Annotated in this window: 20 protein-coding genes and 1 pseudogene; 15 read left to right on the top strand and 6 right to left on the bottom strand. The window is 72.5% G+C overall.

Features of this window, described 5'->3' with window-relative positions; translation table 11 throughout:
• Window positions 1–7: 7 nt before the first annotated feature.
• Entirely contained in the window at window positions 8–1,315 is a 1,308-nt protein-coding gene (locus ABT008_RS02895) for an MDR family MFS transporter (protein WP_350693056.1), read from the bottom strand.
• Window positions 1,316–1,468: 153 nt separating this feature from the next.
• On the opposite strand from ABT008_RS02895, the gene ABT008_RS02890 reads away from it, so the two are divergent.
• Window positions 1,469–2,236 carry a phosphoglyceromutase gene (locus ABT008_RS02890; RefSeq protein WP_350693055.1) on the top strand — a complete coding sequence of 256 codons (768 nt, stop codon included), beginning with the start codon at window positions 1,469–1,471 and terminating at the stop codon, window positions 2,234–2,236.
• Between the two features lie 83 nt (window positions 2,237–2,319).
• Here the strand turns inward: ABT008_RS02890 and phoU are convergent, their stop codons facing one another.
• On the bottom strand, window positions 2,320–2,970 hold the full coding sequence (gene phoU / locus ABT008_RS02885) for a phosphate signaling complex protein PhoU (RefSeq protein WP_350693054.1): 651 nt from the start codon (window positions 2,968–2,970) through the stop codon (window positions 2,320–2,322).
• A gap of 199 nt (window positions 2,971–3,169) precedes the next feature.
• Here phoU and ABT008_RS02880 point away from each other — a divergent pair, with 199 nt between their 5' ends.
• Both ABT008_RS02880 and ABT008_RS02875 read left to right on the top strand, forming a co-directional pair.
• Window positions 3,170–4,459, top strand: coding sequence for an ATP-binding protein (locus ABT008_RS02880; protein WP_350693052.1), 1,290 nt, complete (start codon window positions 3,170–3,172; stop codon window positions 4,457–4,459).
• Between the two features lie 60 nt (window positions 4,460–4,519).
• Complete coding sequence (locus ABT008_RS02875) at window positions 4,520–5,203, top strand: response regulator (RefSeq protein WP_350693050.1); 684 nt, start codon at window positions 4,520–4,522, stop codon at window positions 5,201–5,203.
• 22 nt (window positions 5,204–5,225) lie between these two features.
• On the opposite strand, the gene ABT008_RS02870 is transcribed toward ABT008_RS02875, so the two are convergent.
• On the bottom strand, window positions 5,226–6,035 hold the full coding sequence (locus ABT008_RS02870; protein ID WP_350693049.1) for a DUF3109 family protein: 810 nt from the start codon (window positions 6,033–6,035) through the stop codon (window positions 5,226–5,228).
• 73 nt (window positions 6,036–6,108) lie between these two features.
• Between ABT008_RS02870 and ABT008_RS02865 the strand changes: the two genes are divergently transcribed.
• A complete protein-coding gene (locus ABT008_RS02865; RefSeq protein WP_350693047.1) occupies window positions 6,109–7,065 on the top strand; it encodes a Ppx/GppA phosphatase family protein in 957 nt (318 codons plus the stop codon).
• A gap of 97 nt (window positions 7,066–7,162) precedes the next feature.
• The gene (locus ABT008_RS02860) at window positions 7,163–7,972 is read left to right on the top strand and encodes a sugar phosphate isomerase/epimerase family protein (protein ID WP_350693046.1); all 810 of its coding nucleotides are present in this window, start codon (window positions 7,163–7,165) and stop codon (window positions 7,970–7,972) included.
• Window positions 7,973–8,114: 142 nt separating this feature from the next.
• Here the strand turns inward: ABT008_RS02860 and ABT008_RS02855 are convergent, their stop codons facing one another.
• Genes ABT008_RS02855 through ABT008_RS02845 form a run of 3 tightly spaced genes read right to left on the bottom strand, consistent with a single transcriptional unit; the run spans window position 8,115 to window position 10,147 of the window.
• Window positions 8,115–8,672 (bottom strand): CGNR zinc finger domain-containing protein, encoded by a 558-nt coding sequence (locus ABT008_RS02855; protein ID WP_350693045.1) that lies wholly within the window; start codon window positions 8,670–8,672, stop codon window positions 8,115–8,117.
• Window positions 8,673–8,690: 18 nt separating this feature from the next.
• Window positions 8,691–9,857, bottom strand: coding sequence for a glutathionylspermidine synthase family protein (locus ABT008_RS02850; protein ID WP_350693043.1), 1,167 nt, complete (start codon window positions 9,855–9,857; stop codon window positions 8,691–8,693).
• Between the two features lie 2 nt (window positions 9,858–9,859).
• The gene (locus ABT008_RS02845) at window positions 9,860–10,147 is read right to left on the bottom strand and encodes a hypothetical protein (RefSeq protein WP_350693041.1); all 288 of its coding nucleotides are present in this window, start codon (window positions 10,145–10,147) and stop codon (window positions 9,860–9,862) included.
• 241 nt (window positions 10,148–10,388) lie between these two features.
• On the opposite strand from ABT008_RS02845, the gene ABT008_RS02840 reads away from it, so the two are divergent.
• The 10 genes and pseudogenes from ABT008_RS02840 to ABT008_RS02795 all read left to right on the top strand — a co-directional run bounded on the left by ABT008_RS02840 (window position 10,389) and on the right by ABT008_RS02795 (window position 19,834).
• Window positions 10,389–11,309 (top strand): proline dehydrogenase family protein, encoded by a 921-nt coding sequence (locus ABT008_RS02840; protein ID WP_350693039.1) that lies wholly within the window; start codon window positions 10,389–10,391, stop codon window positions 11,307–11,309.
• Window positions 11,310–11,469: 160 nt separating this feature from the next.
• Complete coding sequence (locus ABT008_RS02835; protein WP_350693038.1) at window positions 11,470–12,270, top strand: alpha/beta fold hydrolase; 801 nt, start codon at window positions 11,470–11,472, stop codon at window positions 12,268–12,270.
• Window positions 12,263–12,850, top strand: a complete 588-nt coding sequence (locus tag ABT008_RS02830) for a TetR/AcrR family transcriptional regulator (protein WP_350693036.1) — start codon at window positions 12,263–12,265, stop codon at window positions 12,848–12,850. The genes ABT008_RS02835 and ABT008_RS02830 overlap by 8 nt, the downstream gene beginning before the upstream one ends.
• A gap of 307 nt (window positions 12,851–13,157) precedes the next feature.
• Window positions 13,158–14,495 (top strand): hypothetical protein, encoded by a 1,338-nt coding sequence (locus ABT008_RS02825; protein WP_350693034.1) that lies wholly within the window; start codon window positions 13,158–13,160, stop codon window positions 14,493–14,495.
• Window positions 14,496–14,544: 49 nt separating this feature from the next.
• Window positions 14,545–15,930: an efflux RND transporter periplasmic adaptor subunit gene (locus tag ABT008_RS02820; protein ID WP_350693032.1), complete on the top strand. Its 1,386-nt coding sequence runs from the start codon at window positions 14,545–14,547 to the stop codon at window positions 15,928–15,930.
• Window positions 15,927–16,743, top strand: a pseudogene (locus tag ABT008_RS02815) (ABC transporter ATP-binding protein); the annotation flags it as partial. The gene ABT008_RS02820 and the pseudogene ABT008_RS02815, both read left to right, overlap by 4 nt.
• Window positions 16,697–17,881 carry an ABC transporter permease gene (locus ABT008_RS02810; protein ID WP_350693029.1) on the top strand — a complete coding sequence of 395 codons (1,185 nt, stop codon included), beginning with the start codon at window positions 16,697–16,699 and terminating at the stop codon, window positions 17,879–17,881. The pseudogene ABT008_RS02815 and the gene ABT008_RS02810, both read left to right, overlap by 47 nt.
• A 224-nt stretch (window positions 17,882–18,105) precedes the next feature.
• Complete coding sequence (locus tag ABT008_RS02805; RefSeq protein WP_091079691.1) at window positions 18,106–18,315, top strand: helix-turn-helix domain-containing protein; 210 nt, start codon at window positions 18,106–18,108, stop codon at window positions 18,313–18,315.
• Between the two features lie 225 nt (window positions 18,316–18,540).
• Window positions 18,541–18,642: a 30S ribosomal protein bS22 gene (locus ABT008_RS02800; protein WP_007465623.1), complete on the top strand. Its 102-nt coding sequence runs from the start codon at window positions 18,541–18,543 to the stop codon at window positions 18,640–18,642.
• Between the two features lie 118 nt (window positions 18,643–18,760).
• The gene (locus ABT008_RS02795; RefSeq protein ID WP_350693027.1) at window positions 18,761–19,834 is read left to right on the top strand and encodes an NAD-dependent epimerase/dehydratase family protein; all 1,074 of its coding nucleotides are present in this window, start codon (window positions 18,761–18,763) and stop codon (window positions 19,832–19,834) included.
• The last annotated feature ends 77 nt before the right edge of the window (window positions 19,835–19,911 follow it).

The following is a 19,911-nucleotide window of genomic DNA, read 5'->3' as shown; positions in this document are numbered from 1 at the left end:
GGCGGACTCAGCTCTTGCCGGTCGCCACCGGCTCGGCCGCCTGGGGTGCCGCCGGCTGCGGTGCGGTCGACTGGAGGGTCACCACGGGGGCGGCACCGGCGGTACGCAACGCCAGCGCACGCCGCTCCCGGGCCGGCCCGGAGACCAGGTGGCCGACGGCCATCACGGCGCCGATGGCGGCACAGCCCAGCCAGAGCGTGGCGTTGCCGGCCTGCTCCCGCACCAGGCCGCCGAGGATCGGCGCGGCCGCTCCGGCGAGCTGCCAGGAGAGCGAGAAGACGCCCTGGTAGCGGCCGCGCAGCTCGCCGGGGGAGAGCTCGGCGATGAGGGTGGCGTTGGACGGCGAGTTGAGCATCTCGCCCAGCGTCCAGATCAGCACGGTGAGCCCGAAGAACCAGGCCACGTCGGCGAAGGCGGTCAGTCCGAAGCCGACGCCCATCACCACCGCGGCCAGGGCGAGCACGTGCGAGCGGTTGCGGCCCCGGATGAGCCTGGGTACGAAGAGCTGGCCGGCGACGATGAGGACCCCGTTGAGCGCGATCACCGAGCCGTACGTGGCCGGGCTCAGGCCGGAGTCGGCCATCGCGATCGGCAGCATCGAGATGTGCTGGAGGAAGACCAGCGCACCGAGCAGGTTCAGGGCCACGAAGCCCAGGTACACCCGGTCGGTGAGGATGGTGCGCAGCGCGCCGGTGCGCTTGCCGTCGCGGGGCACGCCCACGGTGACGGTGCGGGTCTCCCGCACCCGGATGAAGATGATCAGTGCGGTGACCAGCGTGGTCGACGCGTTGACCACGAACAGCAGCAGGTAACCGGCCTGGGCGGCGAAGCCGGCCAGCACCGCCGCGCAGGCGAAGCCGAGGTTGATCGCCCAGTAGTTGAGCGAGAACGCGCGCAGCCGGTCCCGCTCCGGCACCACGTCGATCATCATCGCGCCGAACGCCGGCCGGGCTGCCTCGGCGAAGAGGCCGAGCAGCAGCGCGCCCGCCGCGATGGTCGACAGGTCCCGGGCGAAGCCAAGGGCGAGCATCATGGTCGCCGCGCCGAGGTGGGCGGTGAGCAGGGTGGGTCGCCGTCCCCAGCGGTCGGTGAGCGTACCGCCGATGGTGGTGCCGACCGCGCCGCCGACGCCCCACGCGCCGATCACCAGGCCCGCCTGCGAGGCCGAGAAGCCGCGTTCCTGGGTCAGGTAGATGGCGAGGAAGACGAGGACGAACGAGCCGAGGCGATTGATCAGCGTCCCGGTCCAGAGATACCAGAACGTCTTCGGTAGCCCGCCTGTGGTGTCCCGGAACCAGCCCCGTATCGCGCGCACCTCGGCGCACCCCCGTTTCGGTAATGACCAATGATCGAGATGATCCCTTACAACTTAGATGTCGGCCGGAAGCCCGGTCACCCCGTTTTCCACGTGGTGGTCGTCACCCCCCTTCCCGCGCGTCCACTCACGGGTTGCGGCAGGATGATCCGCATGACAGCTAGCGAGGGACCCACCGTCGGGACGCTGGTCCTGCTGCGGCACGGCGAAAGCGACTGGAACGCCAAGAACCTCTTCACCGGCTGGGTCGACGTGGACCTGACCGAGAAGGGGGAGAACGAGGCGCGCCGCGGCGGCGAGCTGCTGCGCGAGCACGACCTGCTCCCCGACGTGGTGCACACGAGCGTGATGCGCCGCGCCATCCGCACCGCCGAACTGGCGTTGAACGCCGCCGACCGGCACTGGATCGCGGTGCGCCGGTCGTGGCGGCTCAACGAGCGGCACTACGGCGCCCTGCAGGGCAAGGACAAGAAGCAGACCCTGAACGAGTACGGCGAGGAGCAGTTCATGCTCTGGCGCCGCTCGTACGACACCCCGCCGCCGCCGATCGCGGACGACGACGAGTGGTCGCAGGTCGGCGACCCCCGGTACGCGCTGCTGCCGACCGAGCTGATGCCGCGTACCGAGTGCCTCAAGGACGTCGTCGAGCGGATGCTGCCGTACTGGTACGACTCGATCGTGCCGGACATCCTGGCCGGCCGGACCGTGCTGGTGGCGGCGCACGGCAACTCGCTGCGGGCGCTGGTGAAGCACCTGGACCAGATCAGCGACGAGGCGATCGCCAAGCTGAACATCCCGACCGGGATCCCGCTGCGTTACGACCTGGACCCGCAGTTGCGTCCGCAGACGCTGGGCGGCACGTACCTCGACCCGGAGGCCGCCAAGGCCGCCGCCGCCGCGGTGGCCAACCAGGGTCGCTGATCGCACCCTGCCCGTCGGGCCTGAATGTTAGGAAGGGTCCCCTGCTATGCACGAGGCGTTAGCAGGGGACCCTTCCTTCGGTCTCAGGCCGGGGTTACGGGCTCGCCGGTGATCAGGTAGACGACGTGCTCGCCGCTGTTCACCGCGTGGTCGGCGAACCGCTCGTAGAAGCGCCCGAGCAGGGTGGCGTCGATGGCCGTCTCCACGCCGTACGGCCAGTCCTCGCCGAGCAGCACCCCGAACAGCCCCTTGTGCAGCTCGTCCATCGCGTCGTCGTCGCCGTCCAACTCGGCGGCGACGGTGGCGTCCGGACGCGCCAGCACGGAGGCGATCTTCTCGGCCATCCGGTCGGCGATGCCGGCCATGTCGGTGAAGACCGGCCGCAGTTCCGCCGGCACGGCCGGCGACGGGTGCCGGCGCAGCGCGGTCTTGGCGACGTGGTCGGCCAGGTCGCCCATCCGTTCCAGGTCGGCGGCGACGTGCAGCGCGGTGATCATGGCACGCAGGTCGGAGGCGACCGGCGCCTGGCGGGCCAGCAGGTCACAGACCCGCTCCTCCACCTGCCGGTAGAGCGCGTCGATCCCGGCGTCGCCCGCGATCACCGATTCGGCCGCCTGCCGGTCGGCGGTGAGCAGGGCCCGGGTCGCCTGGCGCAGCGCCGCCCGTACCCCCTCGGCCATCTCCACCAGCATCTGGCTGACCGTGTCGAGATCGGCCCGGAACTCGTCGCGCATACTCACGTCCTGTCGGTCGGCGCCGGCACGTGCCGGCGAGGGTTCGTGCAGGTACGCCGCCCAAGCTAGGAGCACCGGGAGGACCCCAGGTGAACGCCGATGAACTGAGCCGGACGCGCAGGTGAACTTTCCCGGAAGTGAGAGTGCTTCGTCCCGTTCCGTACGGTAGCCGGGTTAACAATGACCCTACGATCGCCGGGTGACGTGGGCGGTGACGGTGGGAGTGGCCTCGGCCCTGGTGGTCGGCGTGGTCGCCGGACTGTTGCTGTCCCGGTTCGTCCCGGCGGCGCGCCGGTCGGCGGGCTCCGCCGGACGTGGGTGGGCCGGTCTCCGGCTCGGTAGGGGGAGGCACACGATCGCCGACGAGGTGCAGGTCGGGCTCGGCCGCCGCGCGATCGACTCGCTGCGCGCCGGAGTGGTGGTGCTCGACCCCGAGGACGTACCCGTACTCGTCAATCCGGCGGCCCGGGCGCTGGGCCTGCTGCGTACCGGTGGCCGCCCGGGCTCGATCATCGCCCACCCGCTGGTCCGTACGCTGGCCGGTCAGGTACGTCGTACCGGCGTCCGCCGCGAGATCGAGCTGGACCTGCCCCGGGGCCGCGACAACGTCGGGGACAACCCGCTCGGCGTGCACCTGCGGGCGATGGGCCTGGGCGGCGGCTACATCGCCGTGGAGGCGACCGACGTGACCGAGTCGCACCGGCTGGCCCGGGTGCGGCGCGACTTCGTGGCCAACGTCAGCCACGAGCTGAAGACCCCGATCGGCGCGCTGCAACTGCTCGCCGAGGCGCTGCTCGACGCCACCGAACCACCCGACGGGGACCGGCCGGACCTCTCCGAGGACATGGTGGCGGCCCGGCGGTTCGCCGAGCGGATCCAGCACGAGTCGACCCGGTTGGGGCGGCTGGTGCAGGAGTTGCTGGAGCTGACGCGGCTCCAGGGCGCCGAGCCGCAGCCGGCGCCGGAGCCGGTCGCGCTCGACTGGGTCATCTCCGAGGTGGTGGACCGGACCCGGACCACGGCCGCCGCCCGCCGGATCCAGGTGACGGCCGACTCCGGCCGGGGGCTGACCGTGTACGGCAGCGACAGCCAACTGGCCACGGCGGTGGCGAACCTGGTGGAGAACGCCGTGAACTACTCGGGCGAGGACACCACGGTACGGATCACCACGCGGGCCACCGACGACCACGTGGAGATCGCCGTGGCGGACCAGGGCATCGGGATCGCGCCCACCGACGTGGACCGGATCTTCGAGCGGTTCTACCGGGCCGACCAGGCCCGGTCCCGCTCCACCGGCGGCACCGGCCTGGGGCTGGCCATCGTCAAACACATCGCGAGCAACCATGGCGGCCGGGTGGACGTGACGAGCACTCTTGGTGGTGGGTCGACGTTCACCCTCCGGCTGCCGGCCCGACCGCCGGACGATCTGCTGGCGTCACTGCCGGTTGCTGGGATCGAGGCCGGTCCGGCCGACCTCCGGCAGGTCTGACCACACATGGATCAGACCGGGCTCCCCGCCCGGTCCGACCCGGATCGAAAGGAAACACCGTTGAGCCGCGTACTGGTGGTCGAGGACGAGGAGTCCTTCTCCGACGCCCTGTCGTACATGCTCCGCAAGGAGGGGTTCGAGGTCTCCGTGGCCGCCACGGGCACGTCGGCGCTGACCGAGTTCGACCGGACCGGGGCCGACATCGTCCTGCTCGACCTGATGCTGCCGGAGATGTCCGGGACCGAGGTCTGCCGGCAGCTCCGGCAGCGGTCGCACGTGCCGATCATCATGGTCACCGCGCGGGACAGCGAGATCGACAAGGTGGTCGGCCTGGAGATCGGTGCCGACGACTACGTCACCAAGCCGTACTCGCCCCGTGAGCTGGTCGCCCGGATCCGGGCGGTGCTGCGCCGACAGACCCCCGAGACGACCGAGTCGGGCATGCCGACGCTGGCCGCCGGCCCGGTCCGGATGGACATCGAACGGCACGTGGTGACCGTCGACGGTGGCGCGGTGCAGTTGCCGCTCAAGGAGTTCGAGCTGCTCGAACTGCTGCTGCGCAACGCCGGCCGGGTGCTCACCCGGGGACAGTTGATCGACCGCGTCTGGGGCGCCGACTACGTGGGCGACACCAAGACGCTCGACGTACACGTCAAGCGCCTGCGCTCCAAGATCGAGCCGGAGCCGTCCACCCCGCGCCACATCGTGACTGTGCGCGGTCTTGGCTACAAGTTCGAGCCGTGATCCGCCGGCCGGCGACCGGCCGTCAGGCCGGGTCGGCCGGGTGCGGTGCGACCAGGCCCTGCCGGATCCGCGCCGCGCAGAGCTCGGCCAACCGGGCGTACGCGGCGGCGCCGACCAGGGCGGTCAGCTCCGGCCCGTAGGAGACGTACATCGGCTCGCTGCCGACGTGGGCGTCGGTGGAGGAGGTGCACCACCAGTCGAGGTCGTGCCCGCCCGCGCCCCAGCCCCGCCGGTCGAACTCGGCCAGCGTGGAGACCAGCACCTTGGTGTTGTCCGGCCGCTTCACCCACTCCTGGTCCCGGCGGACCGGCAACTGCCAGCAGACGTCCGGCTTGTACTCCAGCGGGTGCACCCCGTCGCGCAGCGCCTGGGCGTGCAGCGCGCATCCGCCGCCCCCGGGGAAGTCGGCGTCGTTGAGGAAGACACACGGTGCGTCCGGCCCCTGGGTGGCGGTACGCCGCGCCGGGTTCTTGCCGTCCACGGTGTCGTTCTCGGTCCAGTTCTTGGTGCCGCGTCGGTAGTGCTGCCAGGTCTGCGGGGTCAGCCGCTTCACCGCGCCGCGTACCCGCTTCTCGTCGTCGGTGTCGGTGAAGAACGCGCCGTGCGAGCAGCAGCCGTCGGCGGAACGGCCGGCGATGATGCCGTGGCATCCCTGCCCGAAGACGCAGGTCCAGCGGGACAGCAGCCAGGTGAGGTCGGCCCGGATCAGGTGCCGCTCGTCGGCCGGGTCGACGAACTCGATCCACTCCCGAGGGAAGTCCAGCGGCACCTCACGGCTGCGGGGGTCCGTCGGGTCGTCCACCAGCACGCGGAGTTCGATCTGCCCTGTCACTCGGCCCAGCGTACGCGTGGTGTACGGGGATGGCCGGTGAGTGACGCGATCCGATCTCCCCTAGTGTTTCCCCATGCGACTGGGTGTCCTCGATGTCGGTTCGAACACGGTGCATCTGCTGGTGGTGGACGCCCATCGCGGGGCGCACCCGTGGCCGGCGCACTCGGAGAAGGCGGTGCTGCGGCTCGCCGAGCAGATCGGCCCGGACGGCGCGCTCCGGGACACGGGTGCGGACGCCCTGGTCGAGGCCGTCGGGGCAGCCCGCGCCTCGGCCGCCGCGCTGGGCGTGGACGAGTTGCTCGCCTTCGCCACCTCGGCGGTACGCGAGGCCACCAACGCCGCCGAGGTGCTGGCCCGGGTCCGGGACGCCACCGGCGTACGCCTGGAGGTCCTGCCCGGCGCGGACGAGGCGCGGATGACGTTCCTCGCGGTGCGGCGGTGGTTCGGCTGGTCCGCCGGTCGACTGCTGGTGCTGGACATCGGCGGTGGCTCCCTGGAGATCGCGGCCGGTATCGACGAGGACCCGGATCTGGCGGTCTCGTTGCCGCTGGGTGCCGGCCGGCTGACCCGGGACCGGCTCGGCGTGGACCCGTGCAGTGACCGCCCGCCCGCGCCGGAGACCGTGGACGAGCTGCGCGAGTACGTCGACGGCCTGCTGGAGCCGGTGGCCGAGCGGATGACCGAGGTGGGCTGGGACCGTTCGGTGGCCACCTCCAAGACGTTCCGCACCCTGGCCCGGCTCGCCGGTGCCGCGCCCAGTGGTGCCGGGCTCTGGGCCAAACGCCGACTGACCCGGTCCGGGCTGCGGCAGGTGCTCGGCTTCATCCGGCACATCCCACCGGCCCAGCTCGTCGAGCTGGAGGGGGTGAGCGCCGGCCGGTCGCACCAGCTCCTGGCCGGTGCCGTGGTGGCCGAGACGGTCATGCGCCGGCTCGGGGTCGACTCGGTGGACATCTGCCCCTGGGCGCTGCGGGAGGGTGTGATCCTGGACCGGCTGGATCGGCTCGCGCCGGAGGTGGACGCGGTGTGAGCGGGGTACGCGACCGGTGTGAGCCCGGCTGTCCGGAGAATCCGATTCACGGATTATCGTCTGATTGGTGTAACGGCCGGCGGCTACCCTCGGTGGTGTGACTTCCCGCGTCCCGGTGCTCCTCTCCAGTTCCTCGGTCTTCCCTGAGCGGACCGCGGCGGCGTTCCAGCTCGCCGCGGAGCTCGGCTACGACGGGATCGAGGTGATGGTCTGGACCGACGCTGTCAGCCAGGACGCCGGCGCGCTGCGCGGGCTGGCCGACCACTACGGCGTACCGGTGCTCAGCGTGCACGCCCCCTGCCTGCTGGTGACGCAGCGGGTGTGGAGCACCGACCCGTGGGAGCGGCTGCGGCGGGCGGCGGTGCTGGCCGAGACGCTCCACGCGCCGACCGTGGTGGTGCACCCACCGTTCACCTGGCAGCGGGACTACGCCCGCACCTTCGCCGAGGGGCTGGACACGGTGGCCGACGAGTTCGGCGGGCTGCGCTTCGCGGTGGAGAACATGTACCCGGTGCGGATGGCCGGGCGGCAGTTCGTGCCGTACGCACCGGGCTGGGACCCGACCGAGACGGGATACCGGTCGTACACGCTCGACCTGTCGCACTGCGCCGCCTCGCACACCGACGCGCTGGAGATGGCCGACCGGATGGGCGCCGGGCTGGCGCACGTGCACCTCGGTGACGGCACCGGCGAGGGACGCGACGAGCACCTGGTGCCCGGACGCGGCACGCAGCCCTGCGCCGAGCTGCTGCGCTCGCTGGCCGGGCGGGGTTTCACCGGCTCGGTGGCGGTCGAGGTGACCACCCGGGGCGCGAAGAGTCGTCAGGTGCGCGAGGCGGACCTGCGGGAGGCGCTGGCCTTCGCCCGCCAGCACCTGAACACGCCGTCCCCGGTCGAGGCGGCCTGACCTCGGCCGCGTCCAGCGCGGCGGCCTCAGCAGGTCGGCCGGCGCGGTGGCCCGACCTGGGCAGCTCGGCCGGCCGGCGGCCTGACCTCGGCCGGTCGGTTGGCGCGGTGGCCTGACCTCGGCCGGTCGGCCGCAGGGGCGGTCAGGACACCGAGGTCAACGGGTCGCTCTGGGCCGGCACGGCGGCCCGCTTGCGGGCGCGGTGGGCGGCCACGTGCGAGCGGGTGGCGCAGCGTTCCGAGCAGAACCGGCGGCAGCAGTTCGACGAGGTGTCCAGGTAGACGTTGCCGCAGCGGTCGTCGGCGCAGACCCCGAACCGGGCGCTGCCGTACTCGCAGAGCCAGACCGACAGGCCCCAGACCGCGCCGGCCAGGTACTCCGAGCTGACCGAGGCGCCCCGGCCGGTCGCGTGCATGTGCCAGTCGCTGGAGTCGTGCCCCGAGATGCGCGGCTGCACCGGATGGACCTCCAGCAGCGAGTTCAGCTCGGCGACCGCCTCGCCGTCCCGCCCGGTGGTGCCGTACTCGAAGACGTCCCGCAACCGCTTCTGTGCGCGCCGGAAGGTGGCCAGATCCCGCTCCGCGACCTCGTCGCGCATCCACTCGTGGTCGTCGCAGAAGATGGCCCGCAGGTCGTCGAGGTCGTCCAGGCGGGCGTTGACGAGGTCAACTCCGGTCCGGGCGTACGCGTCGAAGTTCACACTCCAACGGTAGACGACTCATCCCGGACGTGGCGCGTCGATGTAGTGCGGGAGAAACCTGGCGTAACCGTCGGTGATCAGACTGGCGCTCTCCCGTAGCCCCGCCCCCGCCGATTCGCCGTCCACCACCCACGCGCCCAGGACCAGGTGACTTCCGTTGAATTCGGGCAGTGCCCGAAACTCCTGATAGCAGAATCCCTCACTGCCGTAGTCGCCCGGATTCGTGATCTCCTCACTTTCCGTGACGATCCGTACGGCTGCGCCCTCCCGGCCGAGCAACGGCTTGGCGACGTACTCGGTCATACCGCGCGGCGAGTCCAGGTACGCCGGCAGCAACAGCTCGTGCCCCGGGTACAGCTCCCAGAGCACGGCCAGCAGCGCCTTGTTGGACAGCAGCAGCTTCCAGGCCGGCTCGATCCAGGTGGTCGGCGTACCCGGGTCCAGCGCCAACGGCCCGTACGGCTCGGCCAGCATCCACTCCCACGGGTAGAGCTTGAAACAGGTGGTGACCGGCTGCCCGGCGGTGTCGACGAAGCGGCGGCCGTCCCAGCCGATCTCCTGGATCGGCAGCAGCTCCACGTCCAGCCCGGCCTGGCGGGCCGTCTCGGCCAGGTAGCCGGCGGTCATGTGGTCCTCGCCGCTCTCCTCCTCGTTCGACCAGACCACGTGCACCCGGCGGTCGTGCAGACCGGTGCCGATCTTCGCCCAGGCGCCCACCAGCCGCTCGTGCAGGCTGTTCCACTGGTCCAGCTCCGGGCGGGTGTGCTCCAGCCAGTACCACTGGATGATGCTCGCCTCGACCAGCGCGGTCGGGGTGTCCGCGTTGTACTCCAGCAGCTTCGGCGGCCAACTACCGTCGTACCAGAGGTCGAACCGGCCGTAGAGGGTCGGCGGCGTCTCCCGCAGCGACCGGGCCACCGCCTCGACCGCCCACTGCGGGATGCCGAACTCGGCGTACCGGTTGCGGGCCACCACGTGTTCGGCGGCGGCGACCGACATCCGGTGCAGCTCCTCGGTGGCCTCCTCCAGCCGCAGCACCTCGTCCAGCTCGAAGGCGTACGCGGCGGTCTCGTCCCAGTACGACATCACCCCGCCGTCGGGCAGCTCGGTGTCGACGTACACCAGCCCCTGCGCGCGGATGGTCGCGTCCCAGTCGGGTCGCGGGGTGACCTGCTCCCGGCGCACGCTCAGCCGCCGCAGGAGGCGAGATGGGTGCCGAAGCCGCCCCGGTCGGGCACGGACGCGGCGACCGGCTCCGGAGCCCCTCGGTTGACGGCCGTGGCCGCCGACGGTGTCGGGGTGTGCAGGGCCAGGGCGACTGTCTCACCGCCTCCGGACGGGCCCATGGCGCAGTCGTCATCGTCGTCGTCGGAGGACATGTTGCAGCCGGAGAGGGCGAGCGCGAGGGCGGTGAGTGCGCCGAGCTGCACGGAGGCCGACCGGAGTCGGCGGCGGGGGCGGTTTTCCACGTTCATCGTTGTAACCGATGCACGCCACGCCCGTCGCCCGGGGTCCGGGTGCGCGGATCGTGTGCGCGGGCTGGGTGCGTGGGGTGGGTGCGCGGGCTGGGTGTGCGGGCTGGGTGTAAGGAAGGGCCCCCTGTTAACGCCTCAGGTATAGAAGGGTTCCCCTCTCACTCCTGAGTGTTAATAAGGGGCCCTTCCTTCACCTCGGGCGGGGCGCGCTGGGGGGTGGCTCGGGCGTTACGCTCGGCTCATGCTCCGTTCCGTCATCCTCGCCGCCTCCCGGTCAACCCGGGTCGAGCGGCTCGTCGCGACGGCCCCGTTCTCCCGGGACGTCGTGCGCCGGTTCGTCGCCGGCGCCGGGACCGACGACGCGCTGCGCGTGACCCGCGCACTCGTCGGCGACGGTCTCGCGGTCACCCTCGACAACCTCGGTGAGGACACCGTCACCCCCGAGCAGGCCAACGCCACCCGGGACGAGTATCTCGCCCTGCTGCGGAGTCTCGCCGAGGCGGGCCTCACCCCGGCCGCCGAGGTGAGCGTCAAACTGTCCGCGCTCGGCCAGACCTTCGACGAGCACCTCGCGTACGACAACGCACGCGCGATCTGCACCGCCGCCGCCGATGCCGGCACCACCGTCACGCTGGACATGGAGGATCACACCACCACCGACTCGACGTTGGACGTCCTGGCCAACCTGCGCAAGGACTTCCCGTCGACCGGGGCGGTGCTCCAGGCGTACCTGCGGCGGACCGAGTCGGACTGCCGTGAGCTGGCCTCGGCCGGATCGCGGGTCCGGTTGTGCAAGGGCGCCTACAAGGAGCCGGAATCGGTGGCGTACCAGTCGTCCCGCGAGGTGGACAAGTCGTACGTCCGGTGCATGAACATCCTGATGTCCGGCGACGGCTACCCGATGCTGGCCACCCATGACCCGCGTCTGATCGCCATCGGCGAGGACCGGGCGCGCTGGTTCGACCGGGGATCCGACGGCTTCGAGTTCCAGATGCTCTACGGCATCCGGCCGGAGGAGCAGGCCCGCCTGGTCGGCGAGGGCTACACGGTCCGCACCTACGTGCCCTACGGCGACGACTGGTACGGCTACCTGATGCGCCGGCTCGCTGAGCGCCCCGCCAACCTGGCCTTCTTCGCCCGCGCCGTGGCCTCCCGGAAGTAACCCGGCCGCCCGGAGTCGGCCCGGCCGCACAGAACCAGCCCGGCCGCACAGAACCAGCCCGGCTGCCCGGCAAGTAACCGTCCATCGGCCCCGGACCGTCGACCGACGATCCGGGGCCGTCGCCTTGACGAATTTAGCTAATGGGGTTAGCTTTTTGGCTATGACTGTTAGCTTTGTCGAGCATGGCGGTGGACGCGTCGCCTACGAGGTACACGGGCAGGGGCCGCTGGTCGTCCTGTCGCACGGCATGGGGGAGAACCGCCACTCCTACCGTCACTTGGTCCCGCTGCTCGTGTCGGCGGGCTACCGGGTGGCGTCGGTCGACGTCCGGGGGCATGGCGACTCCAGCGTCGGCTGGCCGTCGTACGCCCCAGCGGAGGTCGGCGCCGACCTGCTGGCGGTGGTCCGGGACCTCGGCGGTGGCCCGGCCACGCTGGTCGGCAACTCGTCCAGCGGGGCGGCCGTCGTCTTCGCCGCGACGGAGGCACCGGAGCTGGTCGAGGGCATCGTGCTGGTCGGCGCGTTCGTCGAGCAGCGCAAGCTCAACCCGTTCATGCGGCTGGCCATCGGTGCGGTGCTGCGCAGTGCCCGCCTGTTCGGGCTGTTCCACCGGACTCTCTTCCCGGTCCACCGGCCCGCCGACGACGCGGCGTACCGCAAGGCGATGGTGGCCGCGCTGCGCCGGCCCGGCCGGATGGCGGCGGTACGCGGCCTGATCGTCCCGGTCGAGCCGTACTGGACCGCCGTCGCGCCCCGGGTGCGGCAGCCGGTGCTGGTGCTGATGGGCACGAAGGACCCGGACTTCGCCGACCCTGCCGCCGAGGCGCGTGCCGCCCGACGACTCTTCCCGGTCGCCGAGGCGCGCATGATCAGCGAGGCCGGGCACTACCCGCACGCCGACCGGCCCGAGGCGATGGCCGGTGAGCTGTCCGAGTTCCTCGCGGTGATCGATCGTGCCTAGGGCCGGGCTCAACCCCCAGGTGGTGGTCCGCGAGGCGGCCCGGCTGGCCGACGAGGTCGGCTATCACAAGCTCACCCTCGCCGCGCTGGCCGGCCGGCTCGGCGTCGCGCTGCCCAGCCTCTACAAGCACGTCAAGGGCGCCGACGCGCTCGCGCAGCAGCTCTCCGCACTCGCCACCGCCGAGATCGCCGACGAGATGACCACGGCCGCAGCCGGTCGCAGTGGCGAGGACGCGTTGCGTGCCGTCGCCGCCGCCTACCGGTCGTACGCCCGCCGCCATCCCGGCCGCTACCCGGCGACGCAGCGGGTGCCGGACCCGGACGACCCTGCGCACGTGGTCGCCGGCCGACGCGCGGTGGAGGTGGTCTACGCCATCCTGCGCGGGTACGGGATCGAGGGCGAGGCGGCGGTGGACGGGGTCCGGATGTTCCGCGCCGCCGTGCACGGTTTCGTGTCGCTGGAGGCGGCCGGCGACTTCGGCCTGCCGCGCGAGGTCGACCGCTCGTTCGACCAGATGGTGACCGCCCTCGGCGTCGCCTACCGGAGTTGGCCCGGACCCGCCGGAACCGGCCCCGGCTGACCGTCCACCCGTCCACCCGCGTCGGCCCGTTCACCCGCGTCGGCCCGTCCACCCGTCGGCCCGCCCGCCGACGCACCACGAGGCGTCACTTCCGCGCGGCCAGGTGGACCCGTACTCTGCGCCGGTGACCGACGGGGGAACCACGGCCGGCGACCACCCGACGCGGGCCGACTCGACACCGCCTGCGGCCGGGCTGGCCGACACAGCGCCGGCGCAGCCGACGCCGGCCGACACGAGGCCGCCTGAGACCGTGCCGGCCGACACGAGGCCGCCTGCGACAACGCCGGCCGACACGACACCCTCGCAGATGACGCCGGGAGGGCTGGAACCGTCCGGGTTCGTGCCGCCCGTGCCGGGCCGGAGCCCTCGCCGCCGATGGCCACTCTGGACGGCACTGGTCGCCGGCGTACTGGTGCTGGCCTGTGGCGTGCCGGTGGTGCTGCTGGCCGGCGGGCTGCCGGACACCGACCTCGGGAAGCCCGCCACCGCCGCCTCGCCGACCGAGAACCCGACCACGATCGCCGCCCGGCAGGTCGCCGAGCGGATCACCGTGCAGTTGGACCGGCAGTCGGCCGCGTTGCTCGGTCGCGACCGGGCCGGCTTCCTGGCGATCGCCGCACCCGCCGCGCAGAAGGACCTGCGCCGCCGGTACGCCGCGCTGACCGCGCTCAAGGTCACCCGCTGGGAGGCGCGCCCGGGCGGGCTGCCCACCTCGGCCGGGCGGGCGGGCGAATGGCGGTTGCCGGTCGAGTTCCGGTACTGCTTCGTGCTGCCGGAGTGCACGACCAGCCCGGTGGTGATCGAGACCCGGTGGCGCGACGGCGCGGAGCCCCGCCTGCTCGCGTTCTCCAAGTCGAAATCGTCGTACCCGGTGAACGGCCGGTCCAACGGGCAGCCCGGCAGCCTGCCCTGGGAGGTCAGCGACCTGGTGGTGGAGGTGGGCGAGCGTACCGTCGTGGCCACTACACCGGCGTACCGCACGCGGCTGCCGGGCCTGCTGCGGCGGGCCGAGGCGGCGGCGACGGTGGCCGACGCGTACGTGGTGACGGGCAACCCGCCGGACCGGTACCGGATCTTCTACGCCGGGCCGAAGGAGTGGAAACGCTGGTACGGCGGTGAGCAGCCGGAGTGGGGCGCCGGGTACGCGATCAACGTCGGCGGCGGCCACTACGAGATCGTGCTCGGCCCGGAGAGCTTCGAGTACGGCCCCTATCTGGACGAGTTGCTGCGGCACGAGTTGGCCCACGCCGCCTCGCTGCCGGAGAAGGACTACGCGGACGAGTCGACGTGGTGGCTGAGCGAGGGGCTGGCCGAGCAGGCGGGCGTCGACGGCCAGCCGGTCGGTCGGTACGAGGGGCTGGACTCGGTCCGCCAACTGGTCGAGGGCGACTGGGACGGGAAGCTGGAGTCCCTGATGCCCGACGCCGACACCCCGCAGGAGCAGGTGAACGGCAGCTACGGCGCCGCCTTCCTGGCGGTCCGCTACTTCGTCGACCGGTTCGGCGAGGAACGGGTGCGCGCCTTCGTCAAGGCCGTGCTGCACGACCTGCGCGTGCCGGCACAGGTCAGCGAGGAGATCTTCGACGAGGAGTGGAGCACCCTGCACCGGGAGTGCGTCGCGTACATCCGCGCCACGGTGCGCTGACCAGGCGGCGTGCCGCAGATCCGTCGGGGGCGACTCGTAGCATGGGCGGGTGCGCCGCACCGACTCGCCGCGGCTGCCCGCAGTCACGCGGCCCCGCCTGCTCACCGCCCTGACCGCCGTCGCCGTCCTGACCCTCACCGGCGCCGCCTCCTGCGGCGGGGACCCGCCGGCAATCTCACTCGCCTCGGCCACGCTCGCCCCGGTGGCCGAGGAGATCGACGCCCCGGCCACCGTCACCGCCCGCGCGGCGGCCACCCTGACCGCCCCGGCCGACGGCACCCTGGCCAGCCTCCGCGTCGAGCCGGGCGAGCGCGTCCGGCGCGGCCAGGTGCTCGCCGTGGTCGAGTCGCCCGCCGCGCGGGAGCGTCTCCGGCAGGCGCGCGCCGCGCTCAACGCCGCCAAGCGGGCCGGGCCCGGCGGTGGTGGCGGCGACCTCGCCGGCAGCCTGCGCGGCACCGACCGCGCGGCCGACGAGGCGCACGAGGCGGCCCGCGCCGCCGCCCGCAAGATCAGCGACCCGGAGCTGCGCAAGGCACTGCTGGCCCAGGTCAAGGCCGCGCAGAAGCGGTACGACTCCGCCGCCCGCACCGCCGACCAGGCGGTACGTGAGGTGCAGCGCGGCGTCCGCAACCTGAACTCCGCCGTCGGCGCGCTCGCCACCGCCCAACGCCTCCAGGCCCAGCAGGCGTACGACCTGGCCAAGGCGACCGTCGACGCGTTGACCTTGCGTGCGCCGATCGCCGGGGTCGTGCAGCCGGGCGGTGTCGCTGCCGGCGGTGATCCGTCGGGTGCGCTCGCCGGTCTGCTCGGATCGGGCGGGCTGCCGCCCGGGCTGGACCCGGCCGCGCTCGGTGCCGCCCCGGCGGGACCCCCGCCCGGCGTGGACACCGCCGTCCCGGTCGGTGGGCGGGTTACCGCCGGCACGCCGGTGCTGACCGTGGTGGACACCGGTGAGCTGGGTCTGCTGGCCGAAGTCGACGAGACCGACGTGCTGCTGGTGCGGGCCGGGCTGACCGGCACGGTGGAGCTGGACGCGGTGACCGGTGCGGTGTACGAGGCCACCGTGAAGTCGATCGACGTGCTGCCCAGCGCCTCGGCCCGGGGCGGGGTCAGCTATCGGGTCCGGCTCGCGCTGGGCCCGGGGCGTTTCGGCGAGGCGGAACCGGCACCGGCGCCGCGCCCCGGCATGAACGCGGTGCTGCGGCTGCGGGTCCGGGAGGCGGCGGACGCGGTGACCGTACCCGCCTCGGCGGTCTTCTCCGTCGACGGGCGGGACACGGTCTGGGTGATCCGCGACGGTCGGGCCGGCCAGGCGGCGGTCACCGTCGGCGTGCAGGGCCAGGACCTGGTGCAGATCGTCGACGGGGTGCAGCCCGGCGACCGGATCGTGGTGCGCGGCACCGACCAGGTCCGGGACGGCCAGGAGGTCGGGTGAGCCGGGCTCCGGCGATCGAGGCGGTCGACGTCTCCCGGACGTACCAGCTCGACGGGATCTCCGTACCCGCCCTGCGGGGCGTCACGCTGACCGTGGCGGCCGGTGACTACGTGGCGCTGATCGGGCCGTCCGGCTCGGGCAAGTCCACCCTGATGCACCTGCTCGGCGGGCTCGACCGGCCGACCGGTGGCCGGCTGGCGATCGGCGGGCGACAGGTCGGCGCGCTGGCCCCACCCGAGTTGGCGCGGTTGCGCAACGAGACCATCGGATTCGTCTTCCAGGCGTTCCACCTGCTGCCGCGTACCTCGGCGGTGGACAACGTGGCGTTGCCCCTGGTCTACCGGGGGGTGGGGGCCCGCGAACGCCGTACCCGGGCCGCCGCGATGCTCGGGCGGGTCGGTCTGGGACACCGGTTGGACCACCGGCCCAACCAGCTCTCCGGCGGCGAACAGCAGCGGGTCGCGATCGCGCGGGCGCTGGTCACCGATCCGACGGTGCTGCTCGCCGACGAGCCGACCGGCAACCTGGACAGCAGCACCGGCGCGGCCGTTCTGGAACTGCTGGAACGGCTCAACGCGGAGTCCGGCGTGGCGCTGGTGATGGTCACCCACGACGCGGAGGTGGCGGCCCGGGCCCGCCGCCGGATCACGATGCGCGACGGGGTGATGGTCGCGGACAGCGCGGCCGGTACGCCGGACCAGGCCGGCGGTGGCCTGACCGGCTCGTCCGGCAGCGCGGCCGACCAGGGCGGCGACGGGATACGCCGGTGAGGCTGGCGGAGGCGTGGCGGGTGGCCTGGGACGCGCTGCGCGCGAACCGGATGCGCAGCGCGCTGACCATGCTCGGGGTGATCATCGGTGTCGCCTCGGTGGTGCTGCTGGTGGCCATCGGCACCGGCACCAAGCAGACGGTGGAACAGCAGGTCGAGGGGCTCGGCTCCAACCTGCTGCTGGTCGTGCCGGGGCGGCTCGACGTCGGGTCCGCCCCGGCGGTGTCGCCGCTGACCCTCAAGGACGTGGACGCGGTCGGCCGGGTGGTCGGGGACCCGAGTCGGGTGGCCGTGACGGTCGCCTCCGGCGCCACCGTACGGGCCGGCACCCGGGAGGACTTCACCACCGTGCAGGGGGTGCTGGAGACCACCCCGGAGGTCTTCGCCCGGGAGTTGGGTCGGGGCCGCTACCTGACCCGCTCCGACGTGGACACCGGTCGCCGCGTCGCGGTGCTCGGCGACTCGGTGGCCCGGGCGCTGTTCCCGGACCGGGAGGCGGTCGGCCAGCAGGTCAACGTGGCCGGCGTACGGTTCCGGGTGATCGGCGTCTTCACCCCGCTGGGGCAGAGCCTCGGCGTCGACCGGGACGACGAGGTGCACATCCCGGTGACGGCGGCCCAACGGTTGTACGGCACCCAGCGGGTCGATGCGATCGCGGTCAAGGCACCGGACCGGGAGCGCATCGACGAACTGGGCGAGCGGATCGTCACCGAGTTGAACGGCCGGCATCCGGGCACCGAGTTCAGCGCGGTCACCCAGGAGCAGATCCTCGGCGTGCTGGGTGACATCCTCGGCATCCTGACCGGCGTACTCGCTGCCATCGCCGGGATCTCGCTGCTGGTCGGCGGCGTCGGCGTCTCCAACATCATGCTCGTCTCGGTACGCGAGCGGACCCGGGAGATCGGGCTGCGCAAGGCGGTCGGGGCCCGTCCACGCGACATCGGCGTGCAGTTCCTGCTGGAGGCGGTGCTGCTGACCTCGGTCGGCGGGCTCACCGGGATGGCCCTCGGGGTCGGCGGGGCAATGCTGGTGGCCGCGGTGTCGCCGATCCCGGCGGCGGTGACCTGGTGGTCGCTGGCGCTGGCCTTCGGCGTCTCGGCGGCGGTCGGGATCGTCTTCGGGGTGCTGCCCGCGCAGCGGGCCGGTCGGCTCGACCCGGTGGTGGCGCTGCGCGCCGAGTGACGGTTCCCGTCAGGTGGCCGAGGATGATCGGTTGCCGGATCGGCTCACATCCACTCGACCAGGGGTTTTTCGCCCCGGTGCGCCGATCGAATCATGATCAGTTGCAGGAAGGGATCGCGCCGGTCACAGCCGTCCCGCTACCGTACTGGTAACACGCGCGTCGCCGGCCGCGCGGGAGGACCCGTGTGGCGGCACGCGCCGGGCATGGGATGGGTCGGTGAGCCATGGCCGGGTCGCAATCCGATGGTCGACTCTCGGATGTCAAGTTCCTGACCGTCGCCGAGGTGGCAACGGTCATGCGGGTCTCCAAGATGACGGTCTACCGTCTCGTGCACAGCGGTGAGCTGACCGCCGTACGCGTCGGCAGGTCGTTCCGGGTGCCCGAGCACGCGGTGCACGAATATCTCCGTGGCGCCTTCCAGGAGACCGCCTGACCCGCGAGCCGGATCCGGTCGCGGCGGGCCCGGTGAACGGGCATCGACCGGGGGCGCGTTGGTCCTGCTGACGCATCCCCGCTACGCTGGACTTGCGATCGTGACCGCTGGTGCGCTCTGCCGCCCACTCCGCCGGTCCGGTCCGTTGTCCGCAAGCGGTCGCCGACGCCACGGATTCGTGGTGTCTTGCCGGTCGCGCCGCACGTTGCATCGAAAGGCTTTCGTATGGGCTCGGTGGTCAAGAAGCGCCGCAAGCGCATGGCTAAGAAGAAGCACCGCAAGCTGCTGCGCAAGACCCGCGTCCAGCGTCGCCGTCTCGGCAAGTGACCGTGTGCCGGGCCGTGGCCCGGCATTCGTCGCTTGCCAACTGTCGACCCTCGGAGGCTCAGGTGATCAGGCCGTGGCTGTCCCGGCTCGGTCGCTGCGGCCGGGGTAGGTGCGAGACATGACCCCCGGTGGCTCATCGAGCCCTCCGGGGGTTGTCGTCGTGACCGGGGTCAGTCGTTATCTCGGCGCGCACGTCGCCGCCCGCCTCGCCGCCGATCCCCGGATCGCCCGGGTCATCGGTGTCGACCTGGCCGAGCCCGGCCCCGAGGTGGCCGAGCTGCTGGCGCAGGTGGAACGGGTCCGGGTGGACGCCGGGTCGATCGGTGGCCTGCTCGCCGACCTCGACGTCGACACCGTGGTGCACCTGGCCCTGGTCAGCGCCCCGGATTCGCAGCACGGCGGTCGCGCGGCGATGAAGGAACAGAACGTCATCGGCACCATGCAGCTCCTCGCCGCCTGTCAGCGGGCGCCGCACCTGCGCAAGATCGTCGTCCGGTCCTCCACCGCCGCGTACGGCGCGTCGTTCCGGGACCCGGCCGTCTTCACCGAGGAGACCGAACCCCGCGAGGTGCCGCGCGGCGGTTTCGGCCGCGACATCCTCGACATCGAGGGGTACGTCCGCGGGTTCCGTCGCCGCCGCTCCGACGTCACCGCCACGGTGCTGCGCTTCGCCCCCTTCATCGGCTCGACGGCCGACACCACGCTGACCCGGTACTTCTCCCAGCCGGTGGTGCCGACCATCTTCGGCCGCGACGCCCGGTTGCAGTTCCTGCACTTCGACGACGCCCTGGAGGTGGTGCACCGGTCGGTCGTCGAGGACCATCCGGGCACCTACAACGTCGCCGGCCGCGGTGTGCTGTCGCTGTCGCAGGCGATCCGGCGGGCCGGGCGGATCTCGGTGCCGGTGCTGGAGCCCGGTGTCGCCGGTGCCATCGCGCTGGCCCGGACGATGGGCTTCGGGCGGTACGGGCTCGACCAGGTCGACCTCTTCGTGCACGGCCGGGTGGTGGACACCTCCCGCCTGGAGCGCGAGTACGGGTTCACCCCCCGCTCGACCGCCGCCGCCTTCGACGACTTCATCAACGCCCACCACGGCCGGGCCGTGGTGACCCGGGAGCAGTTGGCCGCCGCCGAGCAGATGGTGCTCGACAGCATCCGCCAGGCCCGGGCCGCCGTACGGGAGCGCTCGTGACCGGGCCGGAGGAGCAGCGCGACGAGGCGCACCTGGACGACCGGTACGCCGTACCGCCTCCGGTGTCGGCGGACCTC

It is taken from the genome of Micromonospora sp. NPDC002389 (assembly GCF_040296095.1).
Taxonomy (GTDB): Bacteria; Actinomycetota; Actinomycetes; order Mycobacteriales; family Micromonosporaceae; genus Micromonospora.
This window is presented reverse-complemented; position numbering and strand designations above follow the sequence as displayed.